At 32.0% G+C, this 21,634-nt stretch carries 24 protein-coding genes and 1 pseudogene; 15 read left to right on the forward strand and 10 right to left on the reverse strand.

Going from position 1 to position 21,634, the window contains the following annotated elements; translation table 11 throughout:
- The first annotated feature begins 76 nt into the window (after nucleotides 1–76).
- The 3 genes from AC22L0_RS01310 (at nucleotide 77) to AC22L0_RS01320 (ending at nucleotide 2,412) form a co-directional block, all read left to right on the forward strand.
- The gene (locus AC22L0_RS01310) at nucleotides 77–712 is read left to right on the forward strand and encodes a hypothetical protein (RefSeq protein ID WP_087966213.1); all 636 of its coding nucleotides are present in this window, start codon (nucleotides 77–79) and stop codon (nucleotides 710–712) included.
- A gap of 235 nt (nucleotides 713–947) precedes the next feature.
- Complete coding sequence (locus AC22L0_RS01315; RefSeq protein WP_087966211.1) at nucleotides 948–1,601, forward strand: DUF2306 domain-containing protein; 654 nt, start codon at nucleotides 948–950, stop codon at nucleotides 1,599–1,601.
- Between the two features lie 181 nt (nucleotides 1,602–1,782).
- On the forward strand, nucleotides 1,783–2,412 hold the full coding sequence (locus AC22L0_RS01320) for a LysE family translocator (RefSeq protein WP_000274247.1): 630 nt from the start codon (nucleotides 1,783–1,785) through the stop codon (nucleotides 2,410–2,412).
- 204 nt (nucleotides 2,413–2,616) lie between these two features.
- Here the strand turns inward: AC22L0_RS01320 and dhaQ are convergent, their stop codons facing one another.
- The gene (dhaQ, locus tag AC22L0_RS01325) at nucleotides 2,617–3,615 is read right to left on the reverse strand and encodes a DhaKLM operon coactivator DhaQ (RefSeq protein WP_487272090.1); all 999 of its coding nucleotides are present in this window, start codon (nucleotides 3,613–3,615) and stop codon (nucleotides 2,617–2,619) included.
- A 19-nt stretch (nucleotides 3,616–3,634) separates the two neighbouring features.
- The gene (dhaS, locus tag AC22L0_RS01330; RefSeq protein ID WP_000204212.1) at nucleotides 3,635–4,201 is read right to left on the reverse strand and encodes a dihydroxyacetone kinase transcriptional activator DhaS; all 567 of its coding nucleotides are present in this window, start codon (nucleotides 4,199–4,201) and stop codon (nucleotides 3,635–3,637) included.
- 178 nt (nucleotides 4,202–4,379) lie between these two features.
- Here dhaS and dhaK point away from each other — a divergent pair, with 178 nt between their 5' ends.
- Nucleotides 4,380–6,131 (forward strand): dihydroxyacetone kinase subunit DhaK, encoded by a 1,752-nt coding sequence (dhaK, locus tag AC22L0_RS01335; protein WP_087966207.1) that lies wholly within the window; start codon nucleotides 4,380–4,382, stop codon nucleotides 6,129–6,131.
- Nucleotides 6,132–6,722: 591 nt separating this feature from the next.
- The gene (locus AC22L0_RS01340; RefSeq protein WP_076775411.1) at nucleotides 6,723–7,178 is read left to right on the forward strand and encodes a GNAT family N-acetyltransferase; all 456 of its coding nucleotides are present in this window, start codon (nucleotides 6,723–6,725) and stop codon (nucleotides 7,176–7,178) included.
- A 350-nt stretch (nucleotides 7,179–7,528) separates the two neighbouring features.
- Here AC22L0_RS01340 and AC22L0_RS01345 read toward each other — a convergent pair whose 3' ends face one another.
- Nucleotides 7,529–7,831, reverse strand: coding sequence for a hypothetical protein (locus AC22L0_RS01345; protein WP_016109376.1), 303 nt, complete (start codon nucleotides 7,829–7,831; stop codon nucleotides 7,529–7,531).
- Nucleotides 7,832–8,319: 488 nt separating this feature from the next.
- Nucleotides 8,320–8,778 (reverse strand): hypothetical protein, encoded by a 459-nt coding sequence (locus AC22L0_RS01350; protein ID WP_046945632.1) that lies wholly within the window; start codon nucleotides 8,776–8,778, stop codon nucleotides 8,320–8,322.
- Nucleotides 8,779–9,759: 981 nt separating this feature from the next.
- Here AC22L0_RS01350 and AC22L0_RS01355 point away from each other — a divergent pair.
- From AC22L0_RS01355 to AC22L0_RS01365, 3 genes and pseudogenes are all read left to right on the forward strand, one after another.
- Entirely contained in the window at nucleotides 9,760–9,888 is a 129-nt protein-coding gene (locus AC22L0_RS01355) for a hypothetical protein (RefSeq protein ID WP_000733538.1), read from the forward strand.
- Between the two features lie 268 nt (nucleotides 9,889–10,156).
- Nucleotides 10,157–10,546 carry a hypothetical protein gene (locus tag AC22L0_RS01360; RefSeq protein WP_000940662.1) on the forward strand — a complete coding sequence of 130 codons (390 nt, stop codon included), beginning with the start codon at nucleotides 10,157–10,159 and terminating at the stop codon, nucleotides 10,544–10,546.
- 40 nt (nucleotides 10,547–10,586) lie between these two features.
- Nucleotides 10,587–10,673, forward strand: a pseudogene (locus AC22L0_RS01365) (dihydroxyacetone kinase, ATP-dependent); the annotation flags it as partial.
- Nucleotides 10,674–11,116: 443 nt separating this feature from the next.
- Here the strand turns inward: AC22L0_RS01365 and AC22L0_RS01370 are convergent.
- Nucleotides 11,117–12,010: a helix-turn-helix domain-containing protein gene (locus AC22L0_RS01370; RefSeq protein ID WP_087966205.1), complete on the reverse strand. Its 894-nt coding sequence runs from the start codon at nucleotides 12,008–12,010 to the stop codon at nucleotides 11,117–11,119.
- A gap of 1,206 nt (nucleotides 12,011–13,216) precedes the next feature.
- Between AC22L0_RS01370 and AC22L0_RS01375 the strand changes: the two genes are divergently transcribed.
- From AC22L0_RS01375 to AC22L0_RS01385, 3 genes are all read left to right on the forward strand, one after another.
- On the forward strand, nucleotides 13,217–14,950 hold the full coding sequence (locus tag AC22L0_RS01375; protein WP_058839203.1) for an S-layer homology domain-containing protein: 1,734 nt from the start codon (nucleotides 13,217–13,219) through the stop codon (nucleotides 14,948–14,950).
- A gap of 151 nt (nucleotides 14,951–15,101) precedes the next feature.
- Nucleotides 15,102–15,719, forward strand: coding sequence for a DUF6241 domain-containing protein (locus tag AC22L0_RS01380; RefSeq protein ID WP_087966203.1), 618 nt, complete (start codon nucleotides 15,102–15,104; stop codon nucleotides 15,717–15,719).
- 125 nt (nucleotides 15,720–15,844) lie between these two features.
- Complete coding sequence (locus AC22L0_RS01385; protein ID WP_170925783.1) at nucleotides 15,845–15,991, forward strand: hypothetical protein; 147 nt, start codon at nucleotides 15,845–15,847, stop codon at nucleotides 15,989–15,991.
- A gap of 342 nt (nucleotides 15,992–16,333) precedes the next feature.
- On the opposite strand, the gene AC22L0_RS01390 is transcribed toward AC22L0_RS01385, so the two are convergent.
- The 3 genes from AC22L0_RS01390 to AC22L0_RS01400 form a co-directional block, all read right to left on the reverse strand.
- Nucleotides 16,334–17,311, reverse strand: coding sequence for a DUF4179 domain-containing protein (locus tag AC22L0_RS01390; protein ID WP_000650423.1), 978 nt, complete (start codon nucleotides 17,309–17,311; stop codon nucleotides 16,334–16,336).
- Between the two features lie 3 nt (nucleotides 17,312–17,314).
- Complete coding sequence (locus AC22L0_RS01395; RefSeq protein WP_487272091.1) at nucleotides 17,315–17,845, reverse strand: RNA polymerase sigma factor SigX; 531 nt, start codon at nucleotides 17,843–17,845, stop codon at nucleotides 17,315–17,317.
- Between the two features lie 649 nt (nucleotides 17,846–18,494).
- Nucleotides 18,495–18,602: a YjcZ family sporulation protein gene (locus tag AC22L0_RS01400; RefSeq protein ID WP_000505670.1), complete on the reverse strand. Its 108-nt coding sequence runs from the start codon at nucleotides 18,600–18,602 to the stop codon at nucleotides 18,495–18,497.
- A gap of 325 nt (nucleotides 18,603–18,927) precedes the next feature.
- On the opposite strand from AC22L0_RS01400, the gene AC22L0_RS01405 reads away from it, so the two are divergent.
- The gene (locus AC22L0_RS01405) at nucleotides 18,928–19,341 is read left to right on the forward strand and encodes a hypothetical protein (RefSeq protein ID WP_000120204.1); all 414 of its coding nucleotides are present in this window, start codon (nucleotides 18,928–18,930) and stop codon (nucleotides 19,339–19,341) included.
- Between the two features lie 82 nt (nucleotides 19,342–19,423).
- Here AC22L0_RS01405 and AC22L0_RS01410 read toward each other — a convergent pair whose 3' ends face one another.
- Complete coding sequence (locus tag AC22L0_RS01410) at nucleotides 19,424–19,879, reverse strand: hypothetical protein (RefSeq protein WP_087966201.1); 456 nt, start codon at nucleotides 19,877–19,879, stop codon at nucleotides 19,424–19,426.
- Nucleotides 19,880–20,092: 213 nt separating this feature from the next.
- On the opposite strand from AC22L0_RS01410, the gene AC22L0_RS01415 reads away from it, so the two are divergent.
- The 3 genes from AC22L0_RS01415 to AC22L0_RS01425 all read left to right on the forward strand — a co-directional run bounded on the left by AC22L0_RS01415 (nucleotide 20,093) and on the right by AC22L0_RS01425 (nucleotide 21,060).
- Nucleotides 20,093–20,482 carry a YflT domain-containing protein gene (locus AC22L0_RS01415; RefSeq protein ID WP_000448802.1) on the forward strand — a complete coding sequence of 130 codons (390 nt, stop codon included), beginning with the start codon at nucleotides 20,093–20,095 and terminating at the stop codon, nucleotides 20,480–20,482.
- A gap of 50 nt (nucleotides 20,483–20,532) precedes the next feature.
- Complete coding sequence (locus AC22L0_RS01420; protein WP_001293468.1) at nucleotides 20,533–20,733, forward strand: CsbD family protein; 201 nt, start codon at nucleotides 20,533–20,535, stop codon at nucleotides 20,731–20,733.
- A 75-nt stretch (nucleotides 20,734–20,808) separates the two neighbouring features.
- Nucleotides 20,809–21,060: a GlsB/YeaQ/YmgE family stress response membrane protein gene (locus tag AC22L0_RS01425; protein ID WP_000522903.1), complete on the forward strand. Its 252-nt coding sequence runs from the start codon at nucleotides 20,809–20,811 to the stop codon at nucleotides 21,058–21,060.
- A 181-nt stretch (nucleotides 21,061–21,241) separates the two neighbouring features.
- On the opposite strand, the gene AC22L0_RS01430 is transcribed toward AC22L0_RS01425, so the two are convergent.
- Nucleotides 21,242–21,442: a hypothetical protein gene (locus tag AC22L0_RS01430; protein ID WP_000391011.1), complete on the reverse strand. Its 201-nt coding sequence runs from the start codon at nucleotides 21,440–21,442 to the stop codon at nucleotides 21,242–21,244.
- Nucleotides 21,443–21,634: the final 192 nt, after the last annotated feature.

Raw genomic sequence — 21,634 nt, forward strand, 5'->3', positions numbered from 1 at the left:
TAAAATATGAATTGTTCATCCTTTTTTCTAACTTAATAGATACAGTTTATGTATGACATGATAGGCAGGTGTAAATGTGTTAAATGTTCAATTATCTCAATACTTACTAAAAGAGTCTAAACCAGCTCTTCATACAGATGAAAAACGAGTGTATATGTTAAAAGATGGAGGGCAATCACCGTATCCTATTTATTTAAATCACCCTATTATGATAGGAGTGGGAACGAATTTGAATCAGCATACAGGATTTGAAGAAATCATTAAAGGATTTATAGGCGCACATAACAAATTTCCTATGTATATGTTATTTGAAACTTATTTATGTAGAGACTTTATTGAAGGGTTTTTAGAAGAGAATAAACTTCATTTTGAGCTAGTTTTTACTAATAAGAAAAAGGATACGAACTTTTTTAAAGTGTGCATTACCAATAGTGATGATATAACCACACTTATGAAGTATTTCTTCCAATCAGCACAAGATTCTCTCTATACGCTATTAAGCTATTCAGCAGACTGTAAGATTATCAGTAATCGTACTGGTGGGATTGAAATAAAAGCGGACAGTTTCTATCCAAGCTTTTCATTTATGTATGATGCGCAAGAATTATTTATTATTGGTGGAGAAGAAAAATGGTCTGATATCCATTATATAAAAAGATTTTTCCATCTTGAGCAGATTACAGATGAGCTAATTATTGATTTAAGAAAATGAGAGACGAGAGAGAATAAATGAAAAAACCCTCAAGTATAGAACGACATACTTGAGGGTTTTTATGTATGAAGAAGGGCCTTGTATCATATATTTTATTCGTCGTTGCATGTAAGTCATTCGGTTTATAAAAACAATGTGCTAAAGAGATCAGTAAAGAAGGCTTTTCTATTTTTCCCGAGAATGAAAAGAAATATATAATCTAATTTTCGTGAATGTAATGAGGAGGCAGTAAAATTTGAACAGAAAAATTTGGTTTGTATTTACTTTTTTTGCTCTTTTAGTAGCTAGTTATATTGTTGTCCAGTATTTTATTATGGATGGATTTCAAACAGGACTTGTAAAAGCGAAGCTTATGTTTGGATCTAAATTAAGTGCGTTCTGGTATATGATGCTATTTATGCATATTACAACTAGTATAGTAGCATTAGTAATTGGCCCGTTTACATTATCCACTAAATTTAGAGAAAGGAATATCAACCGTCATCGAATAATTGGGAGAATCTATATGGTTGGTATATTATTAGGAGGCTTTTCTGGACTATATTTATCCTTTTATGCTACGGGAGGATTGGTAGCGAAGCTAGGTTTCGGTTTGTTATCTGTATTTTGGCTAACATCAGCATATCAAGCATTAAATAGAGTTAAGAATAAAAAAATTAAAGACCATCGGAATTGGATGATTAGAAATTATTCTTTAACCTTTGGAGCAGTTACATTAAGAATTTGGCTACCGTTGTTTATCGTTCTATTTGGAATAGAGCGTTTTGAACTTAGTTACGCTATTATTGCTTGGTTAGCGTGGGTACCCAATTTAATTGTTGCAGAATTATTCATAAGAAAAAGACTTAATAAAGGAAAATACAAAGGAAATGAGGATTTACATTTTTAATGTAAATTTGCTGTAATATTGAGGGCAGAATTCTTCAGTAATTGAATTTTTAAATAGCTGGATTTCGTTTGTAGATTCAAAAATCCGCTAATTTTATTGAATAAATAGAAAATACTTTCTTTTTTCGTTTATTTAATTTAATATCAATAAGGGCACCAAAAAAATAGATAGAGGTGCTAAAATGTACGGTATTATTAATTATGAAGTGTTTTTACTAACAGGAATTTTATTGAATTTAATTCCTGGTGCAGACACCATGTACATTGTGGGGAGAAGTATTTCACAAGGTAGAAAAGCAGGTGTGTATTCTGTGTTTGGTATTATTACTGGTTCTTTAGTTCATACGTTGTTGGTTGCTTTTGGTTTATCTATTATACTTACAAAATCCATTGTGCTATTTAACACTATTAAGGTTATAGGTGTTATCTATCTTGTATATTTAGGGATTAAAATGATACTTGATAAGACGAATGTAGCTTTCCAGGCCTCGTCCAATAAATTGAACATTAGAAAAATATATATACAAGGGCTTTTAACAAGTCTTACGAATCCAAAAGTCTCTTTATTCTTTATTGCGTTTCTTCCGCAATTTATAGATACAAAGGCTTCAGGTCCTATGCCTTTTATCATTTTAGGACTTACTTTTACAGTAACTGGACTATTATGGTGTTTATTTGTTGCTTATTTTTCTTCATATGTTACAAAAAAATTAAGAGGAAACCAAAAGGTAGGAATGATTCTAAATAAGATAACAGGACTGATTTTTATTGGTATGGGGTTAAAGTTGCTTCAAACAAAAGCTCCTCAATAAACCTGAATAACATAAAAATGCCCCCTTTCAAGAGATGTAATCTTAGGTTTAGGCTAATTTCTACATACTAAAAAGTCCCTTTAACTTTGAAGGGACTTTTTGCTTGTTATTTTGAGTTATCTAAAAGTTTATTTCAAGGTGAGGATCGGTCTGCCCGTAAAAGCCCGATTGGTGAGGGCTGATTAAAGTTTCACTTTATTTGTATTACCAACTAGCAGTTTCCGTACTTTCCTTCAACCACTTCACCCAATCCAAATCTTCTACCTTAAGCAAACTGAGCGAAACACCTTTCATATCTAAAGAAGTTAACAGTGTACCAACTTTTACGAATGTGACTTGCAATCCTTCAAGTTCACACAAACGGCGAATGTCGTTTGCGAAAATGTATTGCTCCATTAATGGCGTTGCGCCGAGTCCGTTAATAAGGATGGCAAAGTTGTCGCCTTTTCTCCAGCGATAAATGCTTTTTAATTTGTTCATTAGTTCGATCGCTAATATTTCAGAAGAGGATAGTGCTTCTTTACGGTAACCTTTTTCTCCGTGAATGCCGACGCCATAAAAAACTTCATCTTCGTTTAATGTGAATGAAGCTTTTCCTTTCACTGGATCGTTTGCAGGTGAAAGTGCGACCCCTAATGTGTGTAAGTTTTTGATGACAGCTTGCCCAAGTGTTGTTAGTTCTTCTAAAGAGTGACCTGCAAGAGCGGCCGCACCAAGTATTTTTTGAACGAAAACAGTACCAGCGACGCCGCGTCTTCTTTTATTAAACGAAGCATCATCTTCAATTGAAACGTCATCATTTACGATGATGTGGTCAATTTGTCTTCCTTCTTCTTTGGCGATTAGTTCTGCAGCTAGAAAGTTTGCTACGTCATCTTTAAAGTTTTTAATGATGAATAAAATACTCTTATCTTTTGGCATGAGGCGAGTTGCCGCGACAATTTGTTCCACTGTAGGCGGAGTGAAAATACTTCCGTTTACTGCCGCCGTAAGCATACCTTTTCCTACATACCCAATGTCAGCAGGCTCATGTCCGCTACCACCGCCACTTATGATAACAACGTTTTGCTTCAGTTTCTCGATATCTTTTACATAAATGATGTTATTTGTTTCGTCGTAATTCACTTTGTCGTTATGTTCAAAATAAAAGCCATGCATCATATCTTGAACGATATGTTGTACATCATTCATAATCTTTTTCATTGCCTTTGCCACCCTTTAATTACTTTGCTGATTGCTCCAGTAATAGTAGTAATTGATTGTTTATCATATTTTTCATGAGAGAAGACATAATGGATGGATCTACTTCGCACTTGCTTTCAATCCAATCTTTTATCGTGCCAACGAAGCCGTGACTATAAAAGGAGGCAATCGTATTTTTTGTCTCATCAGAAAGGCTGAATCCACAGCTCACAGATAATTCATCAATAATCTTCATATATAAGTTTTTCGTATGCTCAAATAAATAGTGATTAAACGAGTTTTGCTCAATAACTTTAAAAGCATTTCGGTAAAATTTTTGATTTTCATAAAAGTAATCAAATAATAAATCAAAAATATTTTCCCATTTTTCATAATCGAGAAAGTCTATAATATTTTCTTTCGTTTCTTCTCTATAAATCCAGCTTAATAGTTCAAATTTATCTTTAAAATGATAATAAAAAGTTTGCCTACGCATTTGACAGTGTAACATAATATCGCTCACTGATATTTTATGAAACGACTCTGTTTCCATTAAATATTTCAATGAGTTCGCGATTATCTTTTTAGAAATTATAGAAGAGGTCATCTGAATCATCCCTAGAATGTTAGTAATATAAAAATCCTATCTATAAATGAGAGCGGTGTCTTTAGACAGATTGTCCATTTTGTCCGTTTACTATAAAACGCTTTCATTTTAACATGAGTAGTAAGAAGAAGATTTCAAATATATCACAATATATTAAAGGAATTGAGGGATAATCACAATGAAAAAGATTATAAACAAACCAGAAACATTAGTAATGGAAATGTGTAACGGAATGGTTATGGCTCACCCAGAGCTTGAACTTTTGAAAAAATATAAAGTTATTAAGAAGAAAGAAATGAACGAAAACAAAGTAACGTTAATTAGTGGCGGCGGTAGTGGCCATGAGCCGGCACATGCAGGATTAGTCGGAAAAGGAATGTTAGATGCGGCGGTGTGCGGAGATGTTTTTGCTTCTCCTTCACAAATTCAGGTATATCAAGCAATTAAAGAAACAGCTAGTAAAAAAGGTACGTTATTAATTATTAAAAATTATAGCGGCGATATTATGAATTTCAAAAACGGTGCGCATTTAGCGACGGAAGATGGAATTGAAGTCGACTACGTAAAAGTGGACGATGATATTGCGGTAGAAGATAGTCTGTATACAGTAGGACGCCGCGGCGTTGCAGGAGTTATTTTAGTTCATAAAATTGCCGGCGCAGCAGCGGAAGCAGGTATGGATTTAGGAGCGGTGAAAACTGTCGCAGAAAAAGCAGCGGTTAACGTGCGCACAATCGGTTTAGCGTTAACGTCTTGTACAGTTCCAGCGAGCGGATCACCTACTTTCACACTTGCGGAAGATGAAATGGAATACGGCGTAGGTATTCACGGCGAGCCAGGAATTAAGCGTGAAAAAATGTTGTCAGCAGATGAACTAGCGAACCGTATGACAAATGACCTTGTAAAAGATTTAGGAGTAAAAGATGGCGAGGAAATCGCACTTCTAGTTAACGGTTTTGGCGGAACACCACTGCAGGAACTTTACTTATTTAACAATGCAGTGACGCGAGAATTAGCTGCTAGAAACATTAAAATTAATAGAGTATTCGTCGGCAACTATATGACGAGTATCGATATGGCTGGTATGTCTTTAACTGTAATGAAATTAGATGATGAGTTAAAAACATTACTATCAAAAGAATGTAATACACCAGCGTTTAAAGTAGATGGACCAGTTGAAAGTTTAGAGTATGTAAATGTACTTGAAGAAACAGAAGAGAAGGAAGTTTCATTTGAACTAGAAACAGCAGAAGAACACGCTGTTATTAAAGATAATGTCATTACATTAAACAACATGATTTATCTCGTTGATAAAATGAGCGATATTATCATTAAAAATGAAGTGCCATTCTGTGAGTTAGACACGCACGCTGGTGACGGCGATTTCGGAATGAGTGTAGCAAAAGGATTTAAGCAATTAAAACGTGAGTGGCATTCTATTGTAGATCAAGAGAACGTAACAATCGGATCATTCCTTGACGGTTGCTCCATGATTATTATGGAACATTGCGGCGGCGCTTCTGGTCCAATTTGGGGCGGTGCATTCCGCGCAGCTAGTAAAGCAGCAGGCGAGAAGCGTGAGTTAACAGTGAAAGAATTCGCTGAAATACTGCAAGCAGCACTGCAAGGCATCCAATCGATCGGTGAAAGATCATTCGGCAGAGGAGCAGTAGTTGGTGACAAAACGCTTGTTGACGCACTTGCTCCATGTGTAGACTCTTGGTTAGATAGCGCCTCAAACGAAGTAGACGTAAAAACTGCCTTTGAAAAAGGTGCAGAAGCAGCGGTTAAAGGAGCAGAGTACACGAAAGAAATCGTAGCTCGCATGGGCCGCGCTGGTACAGTTGGCGAAAGAAGTTTAGGATACCCTGATGCAGGTGCACATGCACTTGGGGTTATCTTTACGGAGATTGCAGGTAGTTTGAAATAGGAATGAGAAAGTCCCTCTGTCTTAAGGCGGAGGGATTATTCTGTAGTTTTCCAGAATAATAGTATGTGTCTTTTTATATCACCAAAAACGACCGATTTTGGTGATACAGAAGGACATAAATCTTGTTTTTTGTTATGTCTTCATTTACAACGGTTTTCAAAGGAGATATTCTTAGTAAGAAATTATATTGAAAAGAGGTTTTGATTGTATATGATGAAGCTTATTAATCGCTAATTAAAATTCAAACGAATTTTATACTGTAAAAGGTCAAATTAAGGATAATTCCTTGATTTTATTTGTTATACCCTTTTACTAGTAGCGGTTAGAAGGCATTATATCTTATCAAAAAATTTCATGTTATTTCACGATATCTATTCTTTCGGGATAGGTGTATTTATAATAGACAGAAATTTGACCATGAGAAGATGTTTCTTCTTGTGGTCTTTTTTTTGTCGTTTTTTGATTCCGGAAGCATGTTTCTATGCCGTTACACCTATTATAAGGCGGTGATTAACGAAAACTTAGTAGTAGATTGTTGTAAGAAATATACACTCTTTTTAGGAAAATATAATAAAAAATGGAGGATTTATCATGAATGAATATCAATTAATTAGTGACTACAAGCAAAATGAAAAATATAAGGAAAGCTTTAATGACCTTGCAAAACATGTATTTGAATTGGATTTTAAAGGATGGTATGACAGGGGCTGTTGGAATGATAACTATATTTGCTATTCTTATGTGGATGGAGATAAAGTCATCGCAAATACATCTATTAATAAAATGAATGTAATCTCTAACGGTAAGGAATATAAAGCAATTCAATTGGGTACAGTGATGACACATCCGGATTATAGACATCAAGGTTTAGCGACTAAATTAATGAATCATATCATTAAAAAATACGAGAAGAATTATGATTTTATATACTTATTCGCGAATGATACGGTGTTAGAATTTTATCCTAAATTTGGTTTTGAAAAGGTGCAAGAAAGTAGCTTCAGCTTGAAGGTTTCAAATATGATACGTCAAATAGATAAAAAGTAAGATTTACGAAAGTTAGATGTTAATAATCAGGCTGATTTTGAGCTGATGAAGGAATATGAAGCCGAAAGAATTCCGGTGTCTTCTAGATTAGGTTTGAAAAATAGTAACATTATTCACTTTAATATATTAATTATTTTTTGTTGTCTTGTTAGTTAAAGGGGTACTTAGTACAAAAAATAACCGTAGATAGTAGCACGAACACTGTTCTTGTTATAATTAATTTTTTTCAGAGCGTCTATAATCCTCTTTTAAAAAATATATGTAAATATAATAAAAAACGAATGATTAATAGAAATATTCTATACCACTCGTTTTTTATCGGACTTCTTTTTATTGTACTTTTATTTTCTTTATGAGTTATTAGAAAAATAATTGTCTATATAAGTCTTTATTTTTTCAAAATTCTTTTCCATAAATAAGATTGCTGGTACTTCAATTATTGGAAGATTATTTTCATTATCAAAAGCTGGACACGGTTTGGGAACTACCAAATAGTCAACTGAGTTTTTATCCCTAATATAATTAATTGAAACATTATAATACTTAGAGAAATATTCCTTCAAATCATCCTGATTCCTTAAAAATGGTAGAGAAAATATTGAACCATAATTTATACCAGCGTCGACAATTAATACAAAGCATATTTTTTTCATGATACACCCTCCTCGTATAATAAGTTTTAAGTTAATAACTGTTCCTTGAAAATTAAATAGTTTTTATCTTCAAGAGCTACATCAAAAAATGATGTATGGGTAAAATTTAGTCTTGGATACTGGGGGATTTCCCTAGATAATGGAGGTATAGAAATGGATCCATCGGGAATATGCTTACTCCCCCTGTAGTTCGACCACGTTAAAAGACTGTGACCCAGACCAAAATGCACTGCATACGCACAAGCTGTATCGGTTTCCTTCATTTACCTCTCATAGTGGTGGGAGGGCAGCTAAAAAGAAGTCCTAGTGGAAGTTTTGGAAATTAGTACCATTTTTTTAATTAATACAAGTAAAAGAGACCTTATAGGGTATTTTACTGTTTTCGCTCACATGGATTGTCTTATACATCTAAGTTGTTTCTACATAAATATCTGTAATCTCACCTATTACTATATCTTTAAAAAATTTCCAACAGAACCAATAAACCGTTAAAAAAAATATTTAAAATAATAACAAATAGGTATAATAATTCCCACTATAGAAAATACAATACTTCCTAAATTAAATGCAGAAAGTTTCGCACGATGAACTTGAATTTCACCTAAATCTACCCCTCCACTAAAATGCTTATCCATAACTTTAGCGACGTTTTGTTGTTGATTAACAAAATAAGGTATTAGCCATATACAGCAGAACAAAATAATACTACCAAAAAAGAGTGTGTCAATAATTGAAGCTTTCCAATTTAATGAAGTAATGACTATGAGAACAAATTCTCCTACCATAACAATTATCATAGTTCCTACATATCTGGTTTTTTCAGAAACGTTTTTAAATACAGTCTCGTCCATAATTTTTTCTATTTTAGTCCATATTACACTGATTAACACGATTAGGCTAATTAAGAAAATAGTAAATAAAGCTTTAACTAAAAGATACTCAAACACTACTGACACCACCTAATAATTTCTAAATTAGAATATAAAGTTGATTTTTTTAACTCTATCAAAAGATTAAATTCAATAATCTATTAACTAGCTTATCGAAAAATTTATTGATTTAAAGATACAACGCTATATGTATTAGTTATATAGGATAAGATCTCCCAAAATTCCTTTTCTAATATATATATCTTCTAATCGTTGTTGGACTTCAATTGTCTAAATATTTTATTTAGCACTTTATATTAGTTAATGATTAGAATTTTCTGAATTAAAATTCCGTGATATTGTTAAGAAAATAATTATTATTATGATATCTCGATGTAATTGCTGCTAATGCTTTATCTTCAAGGGAAAATATAAGGTTTTCGTTACCATAATACTAATAACAACCTAACAAACTGAATATTTACCAGAAAATACTAAAATGTATCCCTCAGCAATTTACAGTATAATACACTTTTAGAAAAAAATCGAATATTTAAGTATTTCCTTATTAATAATATGAATTAATAGAATGTTTATATTATTATACGGATTAAAGATAGCTCAGCTGTGGTGATCTTTATTCATTTTTTCTAGAGTTTATATTAACTTAGCAAACTTTGTAACAGAACCATATATAAGAGCAAATATGATAAAAGCAATATCACAAGTTTTTTATTTTTTATACAGTAACCATTTGTTAGCCAATCCCTTCTCTTTATTCAGAATGTTCTGTTGTTTTTTATCGATTTACAATTAGAGGTTGAACTATTATATAATTTACAGAATTATGGTAATTTTTAGGTAAATAGAAGTAGTTGAGGAGGACGTAGTGATATGAGCACAAATATTTTAATGCATGAAGCAGTTATGCAACAACTTAATGATTTTTATCAAATGATGTTGTCGCAGCAAATTGAATAAGCATGAAAAAGTTAGTGATTATTTCGATGTATGTTACGAAGCGAAACAAAAACTACTAAGCAAAGGGGCGTTAAAATAATGAAGAAGCTTATATTAGCGACGTTAGGATTAGTGATAGTATTATCATTTAGTAACAATACAGGTGATACACAACATGCTCTAAAAAAGGAAGAAATTATACAATATTCACATGCTGATCATTTTTAATATCTCATTAACAAAGGGACTCCAATTATGGAGTCCCTTTGTTAATGAGATATTGCTTTAGTTTATCTAATTGTAATAATGTTTGTAAAAAGTGTAGATATTTTCTAAATTTGCAGAGGTAATTATTTGTTAATCTTTTAAAACATTGGCTTAGTAATACCGAGGGTTATTATAGATATATTAATCATATAATTTGTCCATATCAAAATGAACGTTTTTTGCATCTAATATATTGTAAATATATTTTATTTTGGAAGGATCTGATTATATGGCTCATAAATCTACTGGAGTGTTTCGAGTTCCAGTTTCTGAAAATGGGATTATTCCAACTGCTCTCAACATTATGTTAAACAATGATTCACGCTGCCATACTAGTAATGTAACGGTAACTGTTAAGAGAAGTCGAAACACCTTTTTCCCAACTCAAAATGAATTAGTTGAAATCTCTCGTACTTTTGTTTCTTTAGAACCAAACAGAACAACTAAGATTGTGTTGTTTACTCCAGAATTTCAAGTAGAAGATTTCCTTGATGTCATCATTAGTGGAAATAAAGAGGATGTTAAGGATGTTCTTGTATATTCTTTCTTAGCAGATTCAGTAGGTCACAATCTGCCATCTACTGTTTTCAGAAATGCAGAATACACTTTTGCTTGCTGACACTGTGATAATGTATTCTTTACTGTCGTATATCTGAATTGAAATGTTACAAGTAGCACTTCACGGCATACAATCTATCGGTGAAAGATCGTTCGGCAGAGGAGTGGTAGTTGGTGAAAGAAGTTTAGGATATCCAGATACACATGCGCTTAGGGTACCTTTACGGAAATTTTGGGTAGTTTGAAATAGAAATTAGAAGATCCCTTCTACCTTAAGGTGGAGGGGTTTTCTTAATATTATTTTTTGATATATATTGCTAAGTATGTTCCAATAATTCATTCTATTGTATTGAGAATAATGTCATCTACATCAAAAAAACGGCTTATAAAAGGAACTAGTATTTGAGGTGGGTTTATTAACGAATTTTATATATAGCATGAATGAAAATGAGATAAATAAAACAATATTCCCTATTATGTTTTTAAAAATTAATTGAGCAGGTCCTTGTAAAAATAAAGAAAAGACACCTAAAGGTGCCTTCCGCCGGCTTAAATTATTTTAATATTATCGATCTAAGTTTAAAAGCTATAAGGATTTTTTCTGTAGGATTTGTAAGTAGTTTTTATGAAATTATGAGTGTTTTTTATTTTGTATTTCAATAAGTTCATCTTGTACCATTTTTATATAATATTCTTTTTCTGTTAGTTCAAATATAAATAATGCTTTTTTCCAGTTATAAACAACATCTTCTACATTATGTTGTTTCATTTTTAATAAACACTGACCTTTTAAATAGAATAGTTCACCTAATAGGTATAAAGTATTTAGATTAATTGCTAATTTGATGCCCCTATCAATGTATTTTATTGCCTCTTCATGTTGATATGTGAAGTCTAAACATTTTGCTAAATTGAAAATGATTTTTAATTTAATTTCTTTATCTCTAGGAAGATCTAACTTATTAAAATTAGTTAAACATCTTTTTAATATCGTAATACTTTTTTCATATTCTTTGTTTTCTCCATGAAATATAGCCATTGTCTGCATAATATGTATTTCTCTTTCTGATAAAAAATCAGAATTGGTTAAAGTTAGTTTTAATGCATGATTTAAAAGAGTTAAAGCAGTTTTTGTTGATCTATTTACCTCAAATATAGCGATTGCTTCATGCCATATTAGAAATTGTTTCTCTTCTTTTGTTTGAAAATTATTTAAGTTTTTCTCTTTTTTTACTATTTCATAAAGTTCTTTATATTGTTTTTGCTTTAAGCAATCTTTTATTACGTATTTTACATTTTCTGTATATTTTAATCTTTTGTTTTGAGTTAGTGCAAATATATGATTCGGATCAATGCCAAGTCTTTCTGATAATTGATATAACAATATGCTAGATGGATAAATCACACCTTTTTCGATCTTGCTAATTTGACTTTGTGAACAAATTCCATGACATAATTCGGATTGAGATATATTTTTTTTAATTCTAAGTTCTTTAATGGTAATACCCAAATCGTTAAATTCCATTTTTCCACCTACTATTTAGCACTTTATTAATATAAGGACATTCTCTAACCTTAATGTAATGTAAAGTTAATATAGTTGCAATTATTGTTTTAAAGAGTTTATCGTTTCTATAAGATGGTGAGATTTTTTTATGTATAAAAAAGACACCCTAAGGTGCCTTCTTGCGATTTGCTCCATTGTAATATGGTATTGGATGCCAGTCCAATTATTATTTTACCATGTTAAATAGTTTCGGTTATTGAGAAAAAAGACAACTCATTATTTGAATGCAAAAAGTCCTAGGGGGACTAGGACTTTTTACTAGAATGAATATGATTTAAAAAAGGACTTATATAACGTAACATATGAATGTTTCGTAAATGTATCAAAAAAGTGAACAAAAGCGTTAATTTAAATAAAAAAAGCTCCGCGATAAAAGCTGCGGAGCTTCATAAGGTCGAGTTATGTCGTACTCACAAGGGATTTTAACATGAATGTTGTGGTGAAAATACTGGTAAATTTATCCCGTAAAACCCCCACTGATTAGAGTTTCACTTCATTCGAAGGAATTCATGTTTTATAAATTAGATTATGAGAGTTGATATTCTCCATATTGACCAGAAAAGAACTAAAAATTCTAGTGAAATTCCAAGTGTTCGTTTCCTAGTTTTTTGAAATTCTTTTATTAAATAGCCAACAGCACTAATTGCTATAAGAATGAAAAGAATAAGTTCGAGTGTAACTGGCATTTTATCTACTCCTAATACTGTAGTTTATTATATAAAGATTATAAGATGTTTTTGTGGCTAGTGGTGAAAAATTCAATAGAATTATTTCTAAATGGAGTAAATCTTTCAACGGACCAATCAAAGGTCAATACAAAAAGTGTTATACGATATACGCATGGAGAGTCGTGGGGCTAAAGAAATATTGGAGTATAAAGAGTTGTTAGATCAAAGGATTATTACCGAAGAAGAGTTCGAAGTGTAGAAAAAAGTAATTATTAGGTATATAGATGAAACGCTCAGATGAGCGTTTTTTTATTTATATATTCGCAAGTAAAATAACATAATATCACTATGAATCCTTATAACAATATGAATTTTTGCATATTTTAAAATTTAATATATCCCTTAAAAAGTTTTAATTGTATAATATATTTTGTCATATTTTTAGATTTTTCGACATAAACCAACAAAAATAGAGAGCGTATTGGGAGAAGACATTATGTATACAAAACTATTAAAATCAATTACATCATTATCACTTATTGGTGGTGCGTTGTTATATACAAATGGCAGCGATGTAAAAGCTGCTGAAGTGGGTGTTTTTTCTGATGTGCCGACATCACATTGGTCATATCCTGCGATTAAAGATTTAGCGAGTAAAAATATTATTTCCGGTTATGGAAATGGGATATTTGGTTTTGGAGATGTTGCGACAAGGGAGCAAGTTGCGGCTTTAATTTATCGAGTGTTAGTACCAAATAAACAAGGCGGCTCGTTTAGTAATGATGGAACTCGTTACGTATTAAAGGATGGGTCTACGTTTAAAAATCCTTACGGTGATATTAATCAAAGTTCTACAATGTTCCCAGAAGAGGTATTAACTTTAACAAATTTAGGAGTTTTTAAAGGTGATGAAAATGGCCAATTTAGACCGAAAGCTTCTGTGAATCGTGCAGAAATGGCACAAATTCTTACGAATGCTTTCCATCTTGCGGCAAAACAAAAACATACCTTTAAGGATGTTCCAAATCCATTTTGGGCAGAAAATGCAATTAGTGCGGTGCAGTCAAATGGAATCGCAGATGGCACAGGGAACGGGAATTTTGAACCGTATGGCACAGTAACACGTGAACAGTATGCGCAGTTTTTATATAAAACTTTGAAGTATAAAAATGCTGATGTGAAAGATACAGGAGATGCGGCATTATTAACAGCGTTTAAAGAGGAAGTACAAAAGCGTATTAATACATACGAGACAAATATTACACTGCCATATAAAACGAAAAATAATAATACAGACGAAGTGATGAATACACTTTTTAACGCATATAAAGAAGTGGCAAGTAAAAATGAGTATACAAATAATAATAGATCGAATGTTTCATATGGACTTTCTGGATCACCTGGAAATTATACGTTTACGCTTAAGATTACATATCGTGAAACGAAAGAACAGACGGAATATGTCATGAAACAAGCGAAAGCAATCGTTTCTTCTATCACTCAAGTTGGAATGGATGATCACGAAAAAGTGAAGGCGATTCATGATTACGTAGTAAAGCATGTTTCTTATGATACGTCTTATAAAGCTTACACAGCATATGAAGCACTTGTAAATCGTTCTGCGGTTTGCCAAGGTTACGCACTATTAACTTATCAATTATTAAAAGAAGCAGGAATTGAAAATCATTTCGTGACAGGAACTGGGGACGGACAACCTCATGCTTGGAATTTAGTGAAAATCGAAAACAAATGGTATCACCTTGATACAACATTCGATGATCCGGTTCCAGATGAGCAGGGCCGCGTAACGTATTCGTATTTCAATTTATCAGATGAACAAATCGCAAGAAATCATGAGTGGAACCGTGGAGACTATCCGCAAGCTACAACAAATTATTATAGTACACTGACAAATAAAATTGCGGCAGGTAGTACGAAAACGTCTGCATATCAGCAAATATTAAAAGATACAAAGTTAAACTATTTAGGAAATGAATATATTGCAAATAACTATACTGAATTAAAAAATAAAATGCAGCAGCGTTATAGTGCAAAGCCAGAAAAGATAGAAGTACTTTATAAGCAATCAATGAACGGTGCGCTGCAAGATGTGAAAAATGCAATTGGGGAAATCGGTTATCCGCAAGGGTCCAACCGTGTTTCTTATAAAGCGGAGTCGTATAATGCGAAAGAAGGGTATTCTTTAGTGACGATTACGTTTACGTATTAAAAACAACCTAGATCCTATAGGATCTAGGTTGTTTTTTATTATTCTTCGACAAGACATGACAATATAAAGATAAATTCTTTGCTACTATGAGATGAGAAATCTTACATTAAAAAAACTGTTTAAAATAACTAATACAGATAGGCGGAAAAAAATGAACCGAAAGTTACTAACGGTATTAACATGCGGTACATTGCTTATGGGAATGGCTGCTTGTAGCTCAAATGAGAAGGCTACAACTGAATCAAAACCTAAACAAGAAGAAAAGGTTCAGGAAAAACCGAAAGTTCAAACCATTCAAAAGCAGCAAAAAGATAGTTATGTAGTAAGTGAAGATGAACTCTCTAAAGCGGCACAGTCGATTGGTGAAATCCAAAACGAGCAAACTATAAATGATATGATGATACATATGTCTTTACAAAAACTCACATTCAGTAGGAATAATCTTCATGTTTCCGGTACCCGTGATGTAGGGCGATTGCAAATGACGAAAGAAAACATTCAATACTTAAAAAACAACTTAAATGTTATTAATAATGATGAAAGACCAAAATATGAATCTATTCTGAACAAATGGTATGATGGAGAGTTCGAATCTGTAGTTAAAGACTTTGAAGAAATTCATTATTTACGTTCAGGAAAAAAGCAAAGTATGGAGGGATCTAAACTAGCTAAAAAAACTGATAGTGATGAAAAAGAATTTATTCTCCATTTCTTTGGTCAAGAAGGATTGGATATCCATAATAAAGAGTGGAAACAGGGCGAGTTATAGAAGTAAAACTGAATTTCTCTTCACTAGGAAGTACAATGTTTTACGGAACAAAAAAATGATGAAATCCCCTTAAATATACTCTCATTGGGAGGTTGTCTATACTGAGATTCAATAGATACACAGTAATGCTTATCTTTCTAGCCATTGGCACAAATGCTGCATTATCTATGTGGATTAAGCAGGGACTTTTAGGTGTCATCAATGCTATTATCTTCTTGTTAACCGCTGCATGGACTACAAAAGGACCTCATACAGACGGCCAGCATAAATAAATTATTGTATTTCTCAATAAACAAAACAACTAAACATAGCTCAAGTCGGAGGAAGTCACCTTAGGGTATCTTTGCTTTTTTATAAAAAAAGAAAATTGTACGTTTAGACGCATTTTAAATACAAAATAACCGATTCCTTATACGTTAAGAAACCGGTTATTTATTCCCCCACTTTTTTAGAGGGCTTTTTCTTATAATGGTCTTAAATGATTGATTTAAGGTTATAAACTTAAATCATAAATAAAATATAGAGTAAAAACTATATACGAAATAAATGTAACGAAAACAAGGAAACATATAAACTGAGAATTAGATACATATTGTTCTATTCTTTTTTTCATGTTAATTCGTATTATTTTTCAAATGTGAAGTATCAATTGGAATTTGAGCTTTCCAAGAACCAATTACTTTTCCAATTCTAGTTATATTTACGTCTAAAGTAAGAGGCTGTTTAAAAACGTCTTTTTCTTCAGTAGTTATAACAAATGTAGCAACACCTTCAGGTCTATCATTATCACGAATGCCTATTTTATCTAACTTTTTACCTGCTGCCATAAGTTCAAAAGGAAGATAATCATCTGAATCATGGATAAATGATAGTCTCCCGTCATTTTTAATCTCAGGGTTTTCCTCTTGTTGCCCATCAATTTTACCATCACTCTCAAGATTTAATCCTGATGTATCAAATTCAAATGGTACTAAACTTCCGTCCGCTTTTTCCATTCTATAATGAACTGATATACGTGAATCTGCGATAAATACTTCTTTGAGATGTACAGTAATACCTTGATCTGTAATTTTTTCATCAATAGGAATATACTTACCATTCTTCATCATATCTTGTGTGATACCATTTTCATCTTTTATTCCTTCATTTACAACCTTATCGTTTGTAACTGCATTAGAAAAATACGAGGCAACATTTGTAGCCGCCACTTGTACTTGTGGAATCATTGCTGTTGTGAAAAGTGCTGCTGCAGCTACTGCTGTATAAATGAAACGCTTTGATTTTTTACTCATGTTTGTAAAGATTCCCTTCTTTTGTTGTTTTTTGTGATTTATATTAGAAACATTGTCTAACTTGGAACGACTTTCAAATGTTTTCCATGCTTGTTCTATATCAATTTTGATTTCTTGTGGTGAATTTGCAGACTCTTCATCTAGCATTACGTTTTCCCATTGATTTAATCTATTGATTTCTACTAATAAATCTTGGCATGCTTTACATGTATCTAGGTGCTTTGTAAATTCCTTTCTTATATCATGAGAAAGTTCTCCATCAATATATGTTTGAATAAATCCGATATCATAACATTTCATTTGTTATGCCTCCTCCATTTGTTTATAAATCTTGCGAAATTTCATTTTGGCTCGGACCAATAATGTTCCAATAGAAGATATTTCAATTTGAAGTACTTCTGCAATTTCTTTATATTGAAAACCAGAGAATTTCATTAGTAAAAGGGTTCGTTCTCGATCATTCATTTTATTTAGTATCGTTTGGACCTTTGTAATTTCTTCTTTTCTTATCCAATCATCGTCTAATGATGAAACATTTTGTACTTCATGGTATTGTATTTCTTTATCAATCTTCGCTTGCTGCCTTTTTTCAGATCGAAAATGGTTATAGGCTACATAAGTAGAAGATTTAATCAACCATCCAGGTATGTTTTCAATCCCTTTCCAATCACTACGATATAATTGTAAAAATACTTCTTGTGATAACTCTTCAGCGATAGATTGATCTTTAACGATCCAGATGATTTGTTTCACAGCGTAAGCATAGTACTGCTTAAATAAATCTTCAAAGGTCATATCAGAAGCATGACTTTCTTCATTTTCTATGGTTAACATGTTCGTTTAAACCTCACTTTCAATTTGATACCTGTATTATAGAGAAACCAGAAAAACGGATTTTGTGACAGTTTTTCTGGATATTTTTTATTATGTACTAAAAAAAGCATTCGTCTAATTAAAAGAGAAATGCAAAAAGGAAATGAAAACATAAAAACTATAACTCTTGCAGTAGTTGTCTATTAATGCACAAGAAAACAGTTAGTTTGTTGCCAAACTGTATCTAAACGTACAATTTCACTTCTTCTATTTTCATGAATATGTATAATTACATAAAATTTCAAAGAAAAAGAGAGTATACTTTCATATTGTGTAATAAAGATAAAGCCCGCCTACGGAAATAGGCGGGCTTTTTTTACTTATAAAGAAAAGACAACCTTTAAGGTGTCTTCCTTTTGAAATCTAGGTTGTCCAGTTTGTTTTACTTTGGTGCAATAGCAATATTGTTTGGAATAAAGTTTCACCATATTGCTATTAAACTAAAATATTAAGATTGCACTTAAACGAAATTTATAGCATCGAAGTTCATTTTGGAGGGGGAATGTAATACTACATTTTTAAAGTATTCGTTACACTTGAACCTCTGCACATTGCGTAGAGCTTTTTTCATGAAGAAAGGACACTCACGTGAGTGTCCTTTCGATAGTTTTTAGCAGAAGCAAGCAGCTCCAACGATGATTAATAAAATAAACAATACAACTAATAAAGCAAATCCTCCAGCGAAGCCACAGCCGCCACAACTACCACCAAAGCCCATAACAGTTCCTCCTTTAAATAGGAGGAGAAAAACAAAGGTTCACTCATGTGTTTTAACGGATTCCATTTACTTTATGCTTTTTACGAATAAATGGAGCAGGTCCTTTTTAAAATAGATTTATGCCGCTATTTTTCGGATAGTAAGACCCGGATTGGTGGGGGCTGATTAAAGTTTCATTTTATTCTTTAAGAGCGAATAAATGAAAAATAAAATATCTAATAATATAGATAGAAATCCGCTTTTATACCTTTCATTAAAATAATACTAGCATTATATATTATAAGGAATACTTGTCCTTAATTGTAAATGAAAGGGGGGAATTGATATGAGCTATGGCTATGGTCATCCTCCTGGAAGATGTCATAAACATCACAATGAAACTTTGTCAACGGGTGTATTACGTAGACATTCCGCTACGTTATTTCTTACTGTTGAAGCTATGAATGTTGATCCAGATGATACTCGTAGAGTAACAGTTGAAATGTTTGATTGGTCATCTGGTTCTCCGGTATTGTTACCATTAATAGACCCTTCAACACAAACATTGCCACCTAATCGATATGTTACTTTTCGTTCAGCAGCTCTTCCTCCAGCACTTTTTGCTTATGAAGTAAGAATCATTCGTCCGAAAGATAGAGATGTTGTTACGAATGTTTTTGGTCTTAGTGCAATCGTATTTAACCCACAAGAAGGAAACAATGTTTTACAACATGATTTAGCAAAATTAGACCTTAAATAGATTTTATAAAGGTTTATTTATTGAGCATGATTAAAAAAAGAGTAGGATGTAATCCTACTTTTTTTTAACGTTAATTAGAATTTTAAAAGAAATCCTTCATTATTTTAGCATCTTTAATATTCACTATCACACCTTCTACCTTATCTTTCTTCTCATCTTTAGCAATCGAAATTTTCTCCTTATTATCAGCCCACACAAGAAATTCTTCTTTTGAGTCATCTTTATATGTAACAGTAATAGTAGAATGTGCAGATTCTCTCTTTTTTTGATCTAGTGTGATTTGTTTAGTAGTGCCTCTTTGGACTGCTGAAACGATAGATTGTATCATTTTTTCGTTGTCTGTTTGAGATTTGGAAGTAGTATGATTTGTTGTTTTCAGTATTTCAATGTCTGTAATATTAGCAGAATTTAATTGAAAGGTATTTTGTTTATGTTCTTGCTTAACTTGTGAAGCTTTATCTGTAGCCGAGGTACTTGTACAACCTATTAAAGTGAAAGATAAAGCGGTTAGAGCGCATATAGATATGATTTTTTTCATAGTATCCCTTCTCAAGTTTAATTATAACAATTTTCTGTTAATTTAGGTAGTTATTGTAAGGAGAAGATGTTTTAAAGTGGTAAATGATGATATTCATTCTCTATTAAAATCAAAATTCACATAACTTTTTTCATATTTTATGTTTAACATTTCGAAAATGGGTGTACTACATATAATATAACAAATAATTCATTTTAAAGGAGGAAGTTAAAGATGGAAACGAAGTATAGTAAACCTTTTGTATATGAATTTATTACGGAGAAAGAGGTCATGAATGCGGCGAATGATCTCGTGAAAAAAGGAATAGACCAAAAAGATATTTACGTATTAACGCATGAGAAAGATAGGACAGATAGAATTGCGGACAATGCAGACGTGAATACAATTGGGATAAAAGAGGAGGGACTTGGGACAAGCATTATTAACGTCTTTCAAAAAACAGGAGATCAGTTAAGAAATAAAATGCAAGAGTTAGGGCTTAATGAGGAAGAAGCGAACTTTTATGAAGAAAAACTGGATGAAGGGAAAATCTTGTTATTCGTTAAGGATTTAGAAAGAGTCGGTGAATGGTTACAAGAAAGAAGATGCATGTATTCTATTTAAATTTGTATCCTTTAAATCTATAAATCTATTACGAAAAGGAGATTGTAAATATGAGTGAGAACGGACTAAAAGAACAAGTTAAAGGTAAAGTTGAAAAGAAAAAAGGACAAGTAAAAGAAGGAATTGGTGAAGTTACAGAAGATAGAGAGTTGAAAAATGAAGGTAAGTGGGAAAAAACGAAGGGAACGATAAAAGAAAAAGTCGGAAAAGTGAAACAAAAGATAAGTGATGAATTGGATAATAAAGAATAATATATGTTCATCAAGCTTTAGTTACATACTAAAGCTTGATGAATTCAATATAAAACGAATATAGGAGGTTTAATTGTGGGACTTATTATTACGTGTATTGTAGGTGGACTTATTGGTGCGTTAGCTGGAATGATTACAGGAAAAGACTTTCCGTTAGGTATAGTTGGTAACGTGATTGCCGGATTAATCGGATCTTGGGTAGGTAGTGCGTTATTTGGTCATTGGGGTCCTGAATGGGGAGGCATTTTTGTTCTTCCAGCGTTATTAGGTGCAATCGTCTTTATTTTAATCGTTACATTCTTCTCTAGAATGCTGCGGAAAGCGTAAGTATGATAATAAATAGTAATCTTAAGTTTATTATATATAGTTATAAAGTTAATGAACTGATAAAAATACATAAAAAAGCATCCAATTAAACTAATTTGGATGCTTTTTTATGTATTTTACATAGGAATGAGTGGAGGATGAAGAACCCCCCACTCATTAACATTACACTTTCTATTATGTATTAAGCCATCGTTACCTTTTTACAATTATTTATTCTTACGACTTGCCTTGGTTCTATATGAGATAAGTCCTCGCTATTACTTATATCAACTACAATTGTATTCGTTAGTATGTTAATAATGGAACCAACTAATTTTGTAGCATGATCGTGTCGATAAGAAAATTGAACGAAATCTCCCTTTTTAAAGTTGTGCTCTTCCATAGATAGATCCCCCTAAAAATAATGTTTATACATTATACATACACAAAATTATAAGTTTTAAACATTTATTAGTACGATTTAAGTGTTAAGCCGAGAAAGGTGTAGAAAATTTATTTATAATGAAAATAAAAAAATATGTTTAAAACTAATTTTTATGGGTAATTAAATAGTAAAAGTTCGAGATAAGGGGGC

The organism is Bacillus sp. LQ01, assembly GCF_057624735.1.

What these genes read in the sequence shown, in the direction of transcription:
- AC22L0_RS01375 (WP_058839203.1), top strand. Translation starts at nt 13,217, where the DNA reads ATGTATACAAAACTATTAAAATCAATTACATCATTATCACTTATTGGT.
- AC22L0_RS01410 (WP_087966201.1), bottom strand. Translation starts at nt 19,879, where the DNA reads ATGAAAAAAATCATATCTATATGCGCTCTAACCGCTTTATCTTTCACT.
- AC22L0_RS01360 (WP_000940662.1), top strand. Translation starts at nt 10,157, where the DNA reads ATGGCTCATAAATCTACTGGAGTGTTTCGAGTTCCAGTTTCTGAAAAT.
- dhaK (WP_087966207.1), top strand. Translation starts at nt 4,380, where the DNA reads ATGAAAAAGATTATAAACAAACCAGAAACATTAGTAATGGAAATGTGT.
- AC22L0_RS01320 (WP_000274247.1), top strand. Translation starts at nt 1,783, where the DNA reads ATGTACGGTATTATTAATTATGAAGTGTTTTTACTAACAGGAATTTTA.
- AC22L0_RS01430 (WP_000391011.1), bottom strand. Translation starts at nt 21,442, where the DNA reads ATGGAAGAGCACAACTTTAAAAAGGGAGATTTCGTTCAATTTTCTTAT.
- AC22L0_RS01385 (WP_170925783.1), top strand. Translation starts at nt 15,845, where the DNA reads ATGCTTATCTTTCTAGCCATTGGCACAAATGCTGCATTATCTATGTGG.
- dhaQ (WP_487272090.1), bottom strand. Translation starts at nt 3,615, where the DNA reads ATGAAAAAGATTATGAATGATGTACAACATATCGTTCAAGATATGATG.
- AC22L0_RS01370 (WP_087966205.1), bottom strand. Translation starts at nt 12,010, where the DNA reads ATGGAATTTAACGATTTGGGTATTACCATTAAAGAACTTAGAATTAAA.
- AC22L0_RS01405 (WP_000120204.1), top strand. Translation starts at nt 18,928, where the DNA reads ATGAGCTATGGCTATGGTCATCCTCCTGGAAGATGTCATAAACATCAC.
- AC22L0_RS01415 (WP_000448802.1), top strand. Translation starts at nt 20,093, where the DNA reads ATGGAAACGAAGTATAGTAAACCTTTTGTATATGAATTTATTACGGAG.
- AC22L0_RS01395 (WP_487272091.1), bottom strand. Translation starts at nt 17,845, where the DNA reads ATGTTAACCATAGAAAATGAAGAAAGTCATGCTTCTGATATGACCTTT.
- AC22L0_RS01355 (WP_000733538.1), top strand. Translation starts at nt 9,760, where the DNA reads ATGAAGAAGCTTATATTAGCGACGTTAGGATTAGTGATAGTATTATCA.
- AC22L0_RS01420 (WP_001293468.1), top strand. Translation starts at nt 20,533, where the DNA reads ATGAGTGAGAACGGACTAAAAGAACAAGTTAAAGGTAAAGTTGAAAAG.
- AC22L0_RS01380 (WP_087966203.1), top strand. Translation starts at nt 15,102, where the DNA reads ATGAACCGAAAGTTACTAACGGTATTAACATGCGGTACATTGCTTATG.
- AC22L0_RS01340 (WP_076775411.1), top strand. Translation starts at nt 6,723, where the DNA reads ATGAATGAATATCAATTAATTAGTGACTACAAGCAAAATGAAAAATAT.
- AC22L0_RS01400 (WP_000505670.1), bottom strand. Translation starts at nt 18,602, where the DNA reads ATGGGCTTTGGTGGTAGTTGTGGCGGCTGTGGCTTCGCTGGAGGATTT.
- dhaS (WP_000204212.1), bottom strand. Translation starts at nt 4,201, where the DNA reads ATGACCTCTTCTATAATTTCTAAAAAGATAATCGCGAACTCATTGAAA.
- AC22L0_RS01345 (WP_016109376.1), bottom strand. Translation starts at nt 7,831, where the DNA reads ATGAAAAAAATATGCTTTGTATTAATTGTCGACGCTGGTATAAATTAT.
- AC22L0_RS01390 (WP_000650423.1), bottom strand. Translation starts at nt 17,311, where the DNA reads ATGAAATGTTATGATATCGGATTTATTCAAACATATATTGATGGAGAA.